Origin of the sequence: Niabella agricola, from assembly GCF_021538615.1 — a bacterium.
Lineage (GTDB): Bacteria > Bacteroidota > Bacteroidia > Chitinophagales > Chitinophagaceae > Niabella > Niabella agricola.
This window is the reverse complement of the sequence record NZ_JAJHIZ010000003.1, coordinates 1,290,073-1,304,240: the sequence shown is the minus strand read 5'-3', so window position 1 is coordinate 1,304,240 and position 14,168 is coordinate 1,290,073. Positions and strand designations below refer to the sequence as shown.

The following is a 14,168-nucleotide window of genomic DNA, read 5'->3' as shown; positions in this document are numbered from 1 at the left end:
TGAAAATAAGCCGGCAAGCTCCCTGCTTTGGTTGGCGCTCAAGGCAAATGGCCGCCGCTCCTTGCATTGAGCCCTTCAAATCATTTTTATCCACAACTGTGCATATTTAGCACTGGGAAAGCCCGTTTTGTAAAAGTAAATTCGTTATTCACGCTTCAGTGTTTTTAACCTTAACCAAACTTTTATAAAATGGCGCCAACGAAAAAGCAAAACCGGAAAGGCCTGAGTTTTACCCGGAAATTCACTCAGGATGGAATCAGTCCCTTCGACATGTTTCAATACGACTACCGCAGTTCGGTGATCAAAAATCCCAATGGTGAAATCGTATTTCAATTGGAGGATGTGGAAGTGCCCCGTCAATGGAGCCAGATCGCCACCGATATATTAGCCCAGAAATATTTCCGGAAAGCAGGTGTTCCCCAGCCGGATGGCAGCCTGGGGCGTGAAACAAGTGTAAAACAGGTGGCGCACCGCCTGGCCCATTGCTGGCGGATGTGGGGAGAGCGGTACAACTATTTTGCTTCAACGGAGGACGCACAGGTCTTTTATGATGAATTGGTATATTCCATTCTGAACCAGTCCTGCGCACCCAATAGTCCCCAATGGTTCAATACCGGGTTACATGAAGTATATGGAATTACGGGTAAACCCCAGGGGCATTACTACGTAGATCAGAAGGACGGACAATTAAAAAAATCTACATCAGCTTATGAGCGGCCCCAGCCGCACGCCTGCTTTATATTGAGTGTGGAGGATGACCTGGTGAATGACGGAGGATTGATGGATCTTTGGGTGCGCGAGGCCCGTATCTTTAAATATGGCAGCGGTGTGGGTACCAATTTTAGCAGCATTCGCGGGGAAGGGGAAAAGCTCAGCGGCGGCGGTACATCCAGCGGACTGATGAGTTTCTTAAAGATCGGCGACCGTGCTGCTGGTGCCATTAAAAGCGGTGGAACAACACGGCGTGCCGCAAAAATGGTTTGCCTGGACCTGGATCATCCTGAGATCGTGGAATTTGTAAACTGGAAGGTGGAAGAAGAAAATAAAGTAGCTGCGTTAATCGCCGCAGGCTATTCCAGCGACTATGAAGGCGAAGCGTACCGGACGGTAAGCGGACAGAACAGTAATAACTCGGTACGCATTCCCAATGCATTTTTTAAAGCCCTGGCCGAAGATGGCGATTGGGAATTGAAAGCAAGAAGCACCGGTAAAACCATGCGCACGGTGAAAGCAAAAGACCTCTGGGACCAGATTAATTATGCCGCCTGGCGTTGCGCGGACCCCGGAACGCAATTTGATACAACGATTAACGAATGGCATACCTGTCCGGAAGGCGGACCTATACGTGCCAGCAATCCCTGCAGCGAATACATGTTCCTGGATAATACGGCCTGCAACCTGGCCAGTGTAAACCTGCGTAAGTTTTTTAACGAGCAGCAAAATCTGTTTGATGTCTCGGGGTTTGAATATACCTGTCGTTTATGGACGGTAGTGCTGGAGATATCGGTGTTGATGGCACAATTTCCTTCGAAAGAAGTAGCACAGCTAAGCTATGATTACCGTACACTTGGACTGGGCTATGCCAATATCGGATCGATGCTGATGGTAAGCGGCATCCCGTATGACAGCGACGCTGCACGCGGAATTGCCGGCGCTATTACGGCAATCATGACGGGTGTGGCTTATGCTACGTCGGCAGAAATGGCGGCCAACCTGGGCGCGTTTCCCCGGTATGCAGAAAATAAAGAACCTATGTTGCGGGTGATGCGGAATCATCGTGCGGCGGCTTATGATGCCGAGGATGCCTATGATGGATTGCAGATCAAACCCCAGGGTATCCGTGCCGCGCATTGTCCGGAGTATCTTTTGAAGGCGGCCACCAGGGCCTGGGATACAGCCGTGCAGCTGGGAGAACAGCATGGTTACCGTAACGCACAAACAACGGTGATTGCTCCCACAGGCACCATTGGGTTGGTAATGGATTGTGATACCACCGGCGTGGAACCGGATTTTGCGCTGGTTAAATTTAAAAAGCTCAGTGGGGGCGGTTATTTCAAGATCATTAATCAAAGCGTGCCCCAGGCCTTGCGTACGCTAAAATATACAGAACATGAGATACAGGAAATTGTGAATTATGCCAAAGGCCATGCTACATTAAAAGGGGCTCCTTATATTAACAACGAAACCTTAGCGGCAAAAGGATTCACTGCTGCGGAAATACAACAGCTGGATGCTGCAATGGTTACAGCCTTCGAGATCAGGTTTGCATTCAACGTATTCTCACTGGGGGAAGCCTGCCTGCAACGCCTGGGCTTTAAGCCGGAGGAGTACAATAACTTTGACTGGAATATGCTGGAAGCACTTGGCTTTACAGAAAAGGAAATCGAAGCGGCCAATATTTATGTATGTGGTACCATGACGGTGGAAGGAGCACCTTATTTGCAGGAAGCACATCTGCCTGTTTTTGACTGTGCCAATAAATGTGGCCCTACCGGGCAACGGTATATTCATGCGCACGGACATATCCGTATGATGGCTGCGGCACAACCCTTCCTGAGTGGTGCCATCAGTAAAACCATCAACCTGCCGAATGAAGCCTCCATTGAAGAAATTGCAGATGCGTATAAATTGAGCTGGGAACTGGGGTTAAAGGCCTGTGCCCTGTATCGTGATGGTTCCAAACTGAGCCAGCCATTGAGCAATAAGGCGGATACCAAATCAAAAACAGAAACAGATAAAGACGCCATCGAAGAAACACCGCAGGAAGCAGCGATCATCGACCTGGGAAAATTAACTATCGACGAGTTGCTTGAAGAAGTGAACCGCCGGGTACAGGACAGCGCCGATACGTCGCTGAAGCGCCAGCTGGCCATGATTGTGGAACGCCGATCGCTTCCCGCAAAACGGAGAGGGTTTACTCAGAAAGCAAAGATCAACGGGCAAACCCTGTTTTTGCGTACTGGTGAATATGGTGATGGCACCCTGGGTGAAATTTTTATTGATATGGCAAAAGAAGGCGCCACAATGCGAAGTATGCTCAACTGTTTTGCTATTGCAGTTTCTATCGGGTTGCAATACGGGGTGCCCCTGGAAGAATTTGTAGAAAAATTTGTATTTACAAGGTTTGAACCATCAGGCATGGTACAGCACCCGAACATTAAATCAACCACGTCCATTATCGACTTCATGTTCCGGGCGCTTGCCTACGAATACCTGGGACGGGCTGATCTTGTACATGTGCTGGACGGAACAACCAGAGCCGTTGAAGAGGATGATTGGGCGCCGGACACGCCCACTATCGGAGACCGGAAGCCGGAGCTAAGCGAAGTACGGGTAGTTGGAAAAGCTGTCGCTAAACCCGTGACGGGTGTGGCCGGCTCTAAATACGAGGCAGGACTTGATGCGGTGAATGCCGCTGCAAAAAATATGCAGGGCGATGCGCCCGCATGTAATGTTTGCGGGCATATTACCATTCGCAGCGGTACCTGTTATAAATGCCTGAACTGTGGCAACAGCCTTGGATGCAGTTAGAAACCAGTAAGCAATAGATAAGGGATGCTCTGTAAAGGAGCATCCTTTTTTAGTACATACACCACAACGGTCTGGGGTATTTAAGATATATAAACTGCTATATATGCCTTTTGCTTTTTTGAATGAAGATTGTCACAGTGCAGGGTAAAAGTTTCAATTGGCCGGTTCCGGGACGGTTATTCTATATGTACACGATCCCTGTGCATCAAAAGTTATTGCCGGCAGTCAGCAGTTTCCGGCCCGGGCTGCCGGGCGGGCAGATTGATGTGTAAAATTGTATATTTTTGTCAGTAATGCAGATTCAAGATAAATCCCGAAGGCCGCTATGAGGAAGGCTAAAAATGATAACCATTATGTTGGGCTCCTGTTTTCTTTAATGCTGATTTGCCTGGTTGCAACAACTGCGGCATCCCAGAATCTCAGACTGGCGAAAGCGTTTACCGTAAACGAAGGATTGGCGAGCAATCTTGTGTATTCCTGTACCGAGGACGACAAGGGTTTTTTATGGGTGGCTACTGATAATGGTGTTTGCCGGTTCGATGGCAAGTACTTTAAACGGTATGCCATGGCAGAAGGAGTGCCGGATATGGATGTGCTGGAAGTGCTCAAGGAAAAGGACGGAACCATCTGGATCAACACCTTTAAACAAGGCCCCTGCTATTATGATGAAGCAAGCGACCGGTTTATTGACCCGTTGAAAAATGTAAACATTCGAAGAGATTTTGTACGGCTTGTGTTATGGACCCGGCGCCTGGAAGAAGGAGGCGTTGTTTTTTTTAATACCGGGGGTGAGCTGGTATTTAAAAATAAAAAACTGGTACCCTCAGAAAGCCGGACAGCATACCGGTTTTTTGAGAATGGCAAACCAAATTGGATGTATGCAGGCAATATAAACGGACTTAAGTATTATGCGTATCTCAAAAGCCAGAACCGCCTGGATAGTGTACTGTTATTTGAAAAGAAAGAGAAGATGCGGCTTTATGAAATCAATATCCAACTCAAAAGTAAGTTGTATGTGCTAAGGGGAATCGAAAAGATCTATATCATACAAAAATCCAGCCACGGGAATCCGATTCATGTAGTAGAGAAAGAGATTGATGAAAACCCACTCATGATCCGGGAAAATGGCAATGAAATCAATGTGTCCACCGCTAAAGGTTCCATATACGTGTTTGATTACAGAACCGATTCGCTAAAGTTTAAAATATCCGGTAACTTTTTTGCCAATTCGTCATTCAGAGACAAGAACGGTGATATCTGGGTGTCTACCATGGATAAAGGCCTCCTCCTTTTTAGAAAAAGCACGCTGAATATCATCCGGCCATTGCCGCCGCCTCCCACAAGGAATAACTTCAGGTCTGTTTGTGTAGATTCGGATGGAACCATATATGGGGGTAACAACTACGGCGAAATTATTGAAAAACCCCGGAACGGCCCGGTGCGCATTCGCAGCATCAATGCAAAAGGAAATACCACCCGTGTTGTAGGACTCCTGAAGTCTCAAAATAAAGTATTTGTTTTATCTGAATGGGGATGTTTTGTAGATTATAACCGACTGGTCCGGCTGGAAACTTCAGAGACGATCCGCCAATTAAAAAAGGGTGTGATTTACAATGACAGCATTATCATCGTTTCGGGAGTGGATCCTAAGGGAGGGCTATATAAGATCAATACCAGAACCGAACGCGCCACCCGGCTGAAAGTGCCGTTGCTTCGGGTATCAACCCTGGCGGTACAGGGTAAATACATTTATCTCGGAACTACAGAAGGCCTTTTGCGGTATGATTACATGTTAAATACATTGTCGGAGGTAGGTGCCAGCACGCCGCTGAAAAGTGCCCGCATTCTATCTACAACAGCCACTCCCGACGGGCTGATCTGGGTGGCAACCTTGAACAATGGCGTCTTTGTTTTGAAAGATACGCAGGTCGTATATCAGGTATCGGATCCCCGGTTCTTGAATTTTTCAGTAGTAAAGCTTCAGGAAACCGATAAGCCGGGGTTATTATGGACCACCACCCGGCGTGGAGCGGCGTATATCAATTACAGTATGGACCAGGGACGGTTCAATTATACCATCACCAATCTGAATCATGAAGATGGGGTTTCCAATAATGTGATTACGGATATCGCCTACCGGAATGATTCCATTTACCTGGCCGCGGAAAGCGGAATCGCCATCATTCCGGCAAATATCAGTATTCCCCGGTTTGATATAAAAACATACCTTACTGATATTAGGGTTAACCAGAAGCAATTGCCGGTTGCTACATCCTATGATCTTCCGAGCAGCGACCGGACCATTACGCTCACCTTTTCCGGGGTGAATCTTTCGGGTTATTTTGATCATTTTGTGTACTCGCTTAACCAGGATTCGTCGATGCCGGAAATTGTAGGAAATACCCTGAACCTGAGCCTGGACCCGGGCCGGCACGTGCTTAAGGTAAGGGCGGTAAATATTAACGGATTAATAAGCCATCATGTACTTACCCTGTATTTTAATATCCGGGCGCCCTATTACAGGAGTGCCTGGTTTATAGTAGTAATAGCTTCCCTGGTAACCGGAATCATTTTCTTGCTTTTAAACAGGTTGAAAACATTGGGGCAAAAAAGAAAATATGCACAAAAAAAGCGGATCGACATGGAGCGCAACCGGATCACGGAAGATCTGCATGATGATATCGGGTCTACACTCAGCAGCCTCAAAGTATACAGTGATGTAGCGGTTAACATGATGGAGCGGGACGCGCATAAAACCAAGTACCTGCTGGAACAGATCTCGATCAACTCTTCAAAGATCCTGGAAGATATCGGCGACATTATCTGGAGTATGCGTACAGACAGGCAGAATATGCTTACAGTAGATAGTCGTATCAAAAATTTTGTAAGTGAGGTATTAGGGAGCAGGGAAATTCATTACGAGATCAATATCGATCCCGAAATCAATGATATCGTACAGCATATCACAGCCCGGAAAAACGTGGTCCTTATTGTAAAAGAAGCCGTAAATAACATTGTAAAATACAGCAAGGCCAGCCTGGTATCCATCCGGCTTTATGCCAAAAACGATCTGCTCCGGATCGAAATTGTAGACAATGGGATCGGGTTCCAGGAAGACGCAAAATCAAGCGGAAATGGGTTGCGGAATATGAAAAAAAGGGCCGAAGAACTGGGAGGCGTTTTTCAGATTGCCAGTTTCCTTCAAAAAGGGACTAAAATTAGTGTCGAAATTCCTGTCACGAATATTCGTGACAAAGGCATATAACGAACTCTTCTATCTTTGCCTGAACAATGCCGATCAGGGTTTTTATATATGATGACAATATAGCCAGGAGAGACAGTCTCAAGAACCTGATTCAACTGACAGACGATCTGGAGTATGTTGGTGAGGCAGAGAATTGTAAAGATGCCGTTGCGGACATGGACAACACCCAGCCTGATGTAGTACTGATGGACATCAATATGCCAGAGGTAAATGGACTTGAGGGCTTAAAAACAATCAAAACTACACGCCCAGGGATCAAAGTACTGATGCAGACGGTCTTTGACGACAGTGAGAAGATTTTTACCAGTATCCGCAATGGCGCCAGCGGGTATGTATTGAAAAACGATTCTTCTCAAAAATTACTGCAGGCCATCCATGATGTTCATGAAGGCGGTGCAGTAATGAACCCTGGCATTGCGTTAAAGGTGCTGGATTATTTTAAACCGCCGGTGGTTGCTTCCTCACTAAGCGAACGGGAAGCAGAGGTATTGCAGCTGCTGGCAGACGGGCTGAGCTATAAGATGATTGCAGAAAAGCTGCAGATCACGTTTAACACCGTTGGAACCTATACCAGAAGAATTTACGAAAAACTGCACGTAGCTTCATTGGGAGAAGCAATATCATTTTACTATAAACATCTTAAATAAATGAGAATAACCGGACAATGGAAAATGCCTTTTTAACTTTTACTACACCCCAGGGCCATCATTTAATGGCCTTTTTTCTTGCCTTTCACTGCCCGGCACTATTTAAGCTGGATCTTGCCGAATTCACTCCTGATAGAAATCCTGCGGTTAGCCCGGGAAGACGGATTTGTATACCGGGTTTCTGTTAGCCCTCCGCCATCCCTGTCGGTCAGCTTCAAATCGCTGTTATTGGTTAAGCGGCCAAAATTTGTAACAATGTCAACCTGTGCATCAAAGGTTTTCGGCAGGATAAGGGTAAGATCTGAATATTTGGTTTCAATTTTCACATGCTGCACTGTAGGCGTAAGCCCAATGGAAGGCTTGGTACAGAACTGGAAATTACCATCAAAATTGCCCGATAACCGGTTGATATCTACCTGCGAGAACTTTACAAATACCTTTGTATTTTCCAGTTCCTTAGCCATCAGTTTTCCAAATTCAACAGACAACCGGTCTGTATTGGCCAGGCTACCCGTGGTCAGGTTCCCATAGGACTGGGAAAGTTCAGTATTGCCGGTACGGTCGGGGACATGCGTATTTCCAAACGAATTAACAACCTTCAGGTTGGTTGCTGAGGGCAGGTAAACGGTATAGTCAATCTGCATCGATGAGCTTTTTCCACGCCTGTTGTTATTTTTGGATTCGATACTGGTTTCAAAAGAAATATTGGTGCCGGCACTTTCTTTAATGGTGATCGCATCCAGGAGAGCCGTTGCGATTTCTTCGTTCGTCGCCTTTACGGTGATGGTTACATCTACCTTTACCTCGTTTTTGTTCCAGTTGGACACGTTTACATTGCCGAACGAATTTTTAATAGAAACCCTCGAACGGTCTGTTAACGGGTACGATTTTGAAAAGGATTTTCTTTTTTCCGCGTCCCATCCGGCAATAGCCGGATGGTTGCTTGCTGCCCGGGCATTGCTGTAAACCGCCAAAAGCAAGAAAAACAGGCTAAATATTTTTATAAGTGGGTTCATTTTTTTGTTGTTTAAGTTTCTTGGTGATCTCCAGTTGGCGGTTCAGCAATTCTGTTTGCAACTTCAGGTTCTCAATCATCGCACTAAGCAACTGTTCGCTGTTTAAACCTTCATCATACTTATGCTTCAATGCCGCAAAAGAATTGTCGAGTGTGGTAAGATCTTTTGAAAACTGTTCAAATAATTCAGGGTAGTTGTTTTTTAACGTGGCAATTTCTTTTTGTTTAATTTCTATCAGCCGGGCATAGTGAAAAAGCTCTTCCTTTACTTCGTTACCAGCCTTTTGATCTGCCTGGTATGGCGTATCCTTCGGCAAGTCATTACTGCCGGGATGGCGTGCCTGTCTATCTTCATATGAACCTGCGCTGTCATTGGCAGTATTTTCGCTGCCGCTTCTGGGATCATCGTTATGACGGCTTCCGGAGTCATTGTAGGCATAGGATCCGGGTGTTGGGCCGGAAGTAGCAGGCTTCCAGTAGGGTTTGCTTAGAACGCCGGCGGTAATCAAAATCATGGCTGCGGCGGCCCATTTCCACCAGTTGACTTTAACCAATTTGGAATCGGTGGATCCCCCGGCCAGCGCCGGTTGATGCTCCCGTTCATGTATTTTTTTTTCCAGACGCTTCCAGAGAGCCGCAGAGGGCTCCTGGTCGTCAAAGGCCTTTTTGTTCTTTTGAATAAAATCTTCTAACCGATTATCCATGATCATTCGCATTTAATATGTCCAGCACTTTTTTCTTTGCACGATGGTAAATCGTCCGGACATTATTATGAGAAATATTAAGAAGAGCAGCAATTTCATCCTGCTTCAGCTCATCGATAACAAACAAATTAAAAATGACCCTATAATTTTCGGGGAGCGTACGGATTGCTGCTTTTACCCTTTCTATATCAAATTCAAATTGCTCCTCATTTGTTCTCTCCGGTTCGTCGGTAGCTGCTGCTCCTGAAAGATCAATGTCGGTCCAGGTGATCTTCCGTTTCCGGAGCAGGCTGATGGATTTGTTAATAACAATTCGCCGCAACCAGGCCTCAAATGAGCTCTTGTAAGTAAAAGACTCCAGGTTGCTGAACGCATCAATAAACGCTTCCTGTACCATGTCCTCAGCATCTGCAATATTATTCAGGATCCGCATACTGCTGTTTAACATGGGTTTGGCATACCGTTCGTAGATGCTGAAATAGGCACTGTTGTCTCCCTTTTTGCAAAGTTCAACCTGCTCATCTCTCGCTATTTCTACAGTTTGGTCCAACGAAGTAATTTACCCTTTATCTAATAATAGCAAAAAGTTTTAAAATGTTACACATAGATCTGGCAATTTTTTGAAAATGTGCGTAATTTTATGATAGTCACTTGATTATATCAATTATTTTTGGACCGGTTGCTGTAGTTAGGCATCGGCCCCATTCCGGTGCGTATACAACAGCTATGCACCTGGCAAATGAGCAGATAGGTCCCATTGGTTTATCTTTGTCCTTATGGCCCTGAATGCGAAACAATTATTGCTGAAGTATGTAAACCTGGTTTGGAATCGTATCGTTAATGTTGGCATTTTGCCGGCTATGCCCTATGTAGAGTCCCGGCGAACCAAATTGTTAAATCTGCTGGCACTGCCCTGTATTCCTTTTATGTTTTGCTATGCAGTGGTCAATTTTACCCAGGAGCGTTATGTGCTGGCCGGACTTAACCTGGCAAATGCCCTGTCGGCCGTAATGGTGTTTATCATGCACCGTTGGCGTATGTACCTGGGTGCAAGGTTTGTGCTGATTGGCGTTAATCTGCTGATTTATACATTCAGTGGTCTGTATTTTCACAATGGAGCCCAGTATTTTTTACTCAATATTCTCATTGTTGCCATTTTAACAAACGATAACCGGCGGGTAATCGTAGGACTAAGCCTGCTGATTATAGCGGCGCACCTGTTGATCCAGTTTTTCCCCCAACCTCCTGTTTTTGGTCCTCCGGTTCCCAGGGAGCGCGTTTGGAGCAATGTGACTACGGCCTTATTTTTTGTAGTGCTGGCCCTGTTCTTTTTTAAATCTATACAGTCCGATTATGAACACGAAATTGACGGACAGCGGCAGGCCCTGGCCGCAATGAACCGGGATAAGGAGCGGCTGTTTTCCGTAGTGGCGCATGATATACGCAGTCCGATTGCCACCCTGGACGCATTGCTGGAGCAGTTCCGGAACGGTTTGCTTAACGGAGAGGAGATGGAAGCAGCTACCATGTTGCTGCATGAACGGGTTTCCCAGTTAAGCGGCACATTGGATAATTTGCTGCGCTGGAGTGCCCGGGGAATGCAGGGTGTACAAATCGCTCCCGGAAATTTCCCGTTGTTACCGCTGGTAGGAGAAGTAGCGCGTTTCTTTGACCCGGTTCTGCAACAAAAAAAAATCCAAGCAACAATCCGGGTTGCTGCGGAAATAACTTTATACGCCGACCGGGATCAGATCTCCGTGGTGTTGCGCAATCTGCTGAGCAATGCAGTTAAATTCAGCTTTTCCGGTGCAGCAGTAGAAATTGCAGCTGCAGCGCAGGACAACCAGGTGGTTATTACTATCGCCGATCATGGTATGGGGATAGACGGAGAGCGGCTAAAAAAAATGTTCTATAGCCCTCAGGATCCGGCCTATGGCACTGTTGGGGAACGGGGCACAGGGGTAGGGCTGCTGCTTTGCAGCGAATTTGTGCGCCAGAATAAAGGGCGGATAGAGGTGGAAAGTGCTCCCGGAGAAGGAACCTGCTTTACGGTATGGCTGCCTAAAGGAAGCATGATACAAGCGGACGGGTGACCCCACAAATTCCGCCCGTACCTACAAATAATACCAGGGATTTCTTTTCGAAGAATGAATATAATTTTTGACATTCTTGAAGAACGCCAGGATCATATAGATCAGGATCGGTGAACCCATCGTCAAAACAGAAGTATAAATAAAGTATTGCCGGATACGGCTGGGAGAAATATTCATCCGGTTCCCGATGGAAGAACAAACGCCAAATGCGTTCCATTCAACAAAACTTTTCAGACGGTTCATAGTTAGTGCGATCAAAATAGACAATGCAAAAATATTTATTCTTTTCGAATTCTGCATATTTTGAACGCGGATATTGGAATTTAACCGCATTTTTGTAAGAACAGGTTGGTAATGATTTAATTATAAGGATATTTTGAGTCAATGCCCCCGCCGTTTTTCAACTACCGGTAAACTAGCAGATCCATTCGCATCATCTCCATAATCAAATGATTTTAATCGGAAAAACCGTCAGAATTTTGTAAATTCGCCGCAATTCATTCACATCCAATTAAATGATTTTTTTATGGCATTTGATATTGACCTGATAAAGAAGGTTTACGCCGAATTTGAAGGGAAGGTAGCTGAGGCGCGTAAACTCGTGAACAAGCCTTTAACCTTTACCGAAAAAGTACTGTATGCACACCTGACCGCACCTGCTCAAAGGGCTTACCAGCGGGGAGTGGATTATGTGGATTTTGCTCCGGACAGGGTGGCCATGCAAGATGCAACCGCGCAAATGGCGCTGCTGCAGTTTATGCAGGCTGGTCGTGATAAAGTGGCGGTTCCCTCCACAGTACATTGCGATCACCTGATTATGGCACAAACAGGTGCGGCCCAGGATCTGGCAGTGGCTAAACAAGACAGTAGTGAAGTGTTTGATTTCCTGGCTTCGGTTTCCAATAAATACGGGATCGGGTTCTGGAAACCAGGTGCCGGTATCATTCACCAGGTAGTATTGGAAAATTATGCGTTCCCGGGCGGGATGATGATCGGAACAGATAGCCATACGGTAAATGCCGGAGGATTGGGAATGATTGCGATTGGTGTAGGCGGAGCTGATGCCTGTGATGTAATGTCGGGCCTTCCCTGGGAATTAAAAATGCCCAAACTGATCGGCGTAAAACTCACCGGGAAATTAAACGGGTGGGCGGCGCCAAAGGATGTGATTCTGAAAGTAGCCGGGATCCTGACCGTAAAGGGTGGTACCGGTTGTATCGTGGAATATTTTGGTGAGGGTGCACAGGCGCTGAGCTGTACAGGAAAGGGGACCATTTGTAATATGGGCGCTGAAATCGGTGCTACAACCTCTACTTTCGCATATGACGACAGCATGAGCCGTTATCTGAAAGCTACCGGGCGTGCAGATGTAGCTGCTGCTGCGGATGCCATCAAAGATCAGCTGACTGCCGATCCGGAGGTTTATGCCAATCCGGAACAGTATTTCGACCAGGTGATTGAGATTAACCTGGATGAACTGGAACCGCATCTGAACGGGCCCTTTACCCCGGACCTGGCTACCCCGATTTCAAAAATGAAGGAAGCCGCAGCCGCAAACGACTGGCCGACAAAAGTAGAAGTAGGATTGATCGGAAGCTGTACAAACTCTTCTTATGAAGATATCAGCCGTGCCGTATCGCTGGCAAAACAGGTGAATGAAAAAGGGTTAAAGACAAAAGCGGAATTCACCATTACGCCGGGTTCCGAGCAGGTACGCTATACCATCGAGCGGGATGGTTTCCTGGATACATTCGCCAGTATCGGCGCTACCGTATTTGCAAATGCCTGCGGTCCTTGCATTGGTATGTGGAACCGTTTGGGTGCTGACAAACAGGAAAAGAATACCATCGTGCATTCCTTCAACCGGAACTTTGCCAAACGGGCAGATGGTAACCCCAATACCTATGCATTTGTGGCGTCCCCTGAGCTGGTAACAGCATTGGCTATTGCCGGAGATCTTACATTTAACCCCATTACAGACACTCTTGTAAATGAAAAAGGGGAGACCGTAAAACTGGATCCCCCGAGCGGAGAAGAATTGCCGGCTAAAGGATTTGCTGTAGATGATCCGGGTTACCAGGCACCTGCTGCAGATGGTTCCGGTGTTGAGGTAAAAGTGGCACCGGATAGCAAACGCCTCCAGCTGCTGGACCCATTTCCTGAATGGGAAGGCACCGATCTGAAAGGGCTGAGACTGCTGATTAAGGCAAAAGGTAAATGTACTACCGACCATATTTCCATGGCGGGCCCCTGGTTGAAATTCCGCGGTCACCTGGATAATATTTCCAACAACCTCTTGATCGGGGCGGTGAATTACTTTAATGATAAAACCGATAACGTAAAGAATCAGTTGACCGGCGAATACGGCCCCGTACCAGCCACGCAACGGGCTTATAAAGCAAACAATATCGGCACCCTGATCGTAGGCGATGAGAACTACGGAGAAGGCAGCAGTCGCGAACATGCGGCTATGGAGCCCCGCCACCTGGGAGCTCGCGCTGTATTGGTAAAATCTTTTGCGCGGATCCATGAAACCAACCTGAAAAAACAAGGTATGCTGGCGCTCACTTTTGCCAATAAAGATGATTATGAAAAGATCCAGGAGGACGATACGATCGATATCATCGGGCTTACGGAGTTTGCTCCCAATACGCCGTTATCCCTCGTATTGCATCATAAAGATGGCACTTCTGAAGCCATTACCGTAAATCATTCTTATAATGCCCAGCAAATCGAATGGTTTAAAGCCGGCGCAGCGCTGAATATCATCCGGAGGGAATTTGCTGCAAAACAAAATAAATAATTTTAATGCATCGGAATAAAAGGAGGCTGTTCCCAAAGTGGGGGACAGCCTCTTTTGGTAAGGGGGTGGGGTGATGCATGAAATATTCCGATTATTCGCAACGCTTTATC

General features: G+C 46.5%; 9 protein-coding genes. 5 read left to right on the top strand and 4 right to left on the bottom strand.

The window, feature by feature from the left end; genetic code table 11:
* The first annotated feature begins 189 nt into the window (after positions 1-189).
* The 3 genes from LL912_RS10830 (at position 190) to LL912_RS10820 (ending at position 7,443) form a co-directional block, all read left to right on the top strand.
* Positions 190-3,531, top strand: a complete 3,342-nt coding sequence (locus LL912_RS10830) for a vitamin B12-dependent ribonucleotide reductase (RefSeq protein WP_235553594.1) — start codon at positions 190-192, stop codon at positions 3,529-3,531.
* 325 nt (positions 3,532-3,856) lie between these two features.
* Entirely contained in the window at positions 3,857-6,796 is a 2,940-nt protein-coding gene (locus tag LL912_RS10825; protein ID WP_235553593.1) for a sensor histidine kinase, read from the top strand.
* Positions 6,797-6,822: 26 nt separating this feature from the next.
* A complete protein-coding gene (locus LL912_RS10820) occupies positions 6,823-7,443 on the top strand; it encodes a response regulator (protein ID WP_235553592.1) in 621 nt (206 codons plus the stop codon).
* Between the two features lie 98 nt (positions 7,444-7,541).
* Here the strand turns inward: LL912_RS10820 and LL912_RS10815 are convergent, their stop codons facing one another.
* The 3 genes from LL912_RS10815 to LL912_RS10805 are packed head-to-tail and all read right to left on the bottom strand — an operon-like array spanning position 7,542 to position 9,712.
* Positions 7,542-8,459, bottom strand: coding sequence for a DUF4097 domain-containing protein (locus LL912_RS10815; protein ID WP_235553591.1), 918 nt, complete (start codon positions 8,457-8,459; stop codon positions 7,542-7,544).
* Positions 8,434-9,162, bottom strand: coding sequence for an anti-sigma factor (locus LL912_RS10810; RefSeq protein ID WP_235553590.1), 729 nt, complete (start codon positions 9,160-9,162; stop codon positions 8,434-8,436). Before LL912_RS10810 ends, LL912_RS10815 begins: the two co-directional genes overlap by 26 nt.
* Positions 9,155-9,712 (bottom strand): RNA polymerase sigma factor, encoded by a 558-nt coding sequence (locus LL912_RS10805; protein WP_235553589.1) that lies wholly within the window; start codon positions 9,710-9,712, stop codon positions 9,155-9,157. The genes LL912_RS10810 and LL912_RS10805 overlap by 8 nt, the downstream gene beginning before the upstream one ends.
* A gap of 226 nt (positions 9,713-9,938) precedes the next feature.
* Between LL912_RS10805 and LL912_RS10800 the strand changes: the two genes are divergently transcribed.
* Positions 9,939-11,255, top strand: a complete 1,317-nt coding sequence (locus tag LL912_RS10800; RefSeq protein ID WP_235553588.1) for a sensor histidine kinase — start codon at positions 9,939-9,941, stop codon at positions 11,253-11,255.
* Positions 11,256-11,276: 21 nt separating this feature from the next.
* On the opposite strand, the gene LL912_RS10795 is transcribed toward LL912_RS10800, so the two are convergent.
* A complete protein-coding gene (locus LL912_RS10795; protein ID WP_090393376.1) occupies positions 11,277-11,498 on the bottom strand; it encodes a PspC domain-containing protein in 222 nt (73 codons plus the stop codon).
* A gap of 283 nt (positions 11,499-11,781) precedes the next feature.
* On the opposite strand from LL912_RS10795, the gene LL912_RS10790 reads away from it, so the two are divergent.
* Positions 11,782-14,058, top strand: coding sequence for an aconitate hydratase (locus tag LL912_RS10790; protein ID WP_235553587.1), 2,277 nt, complete (start codon positions 11,782-11,784; stop codon positions 14,056-14,058).
* Positions 14,059-14,168 lie beyond the last annotated feature (110 nt).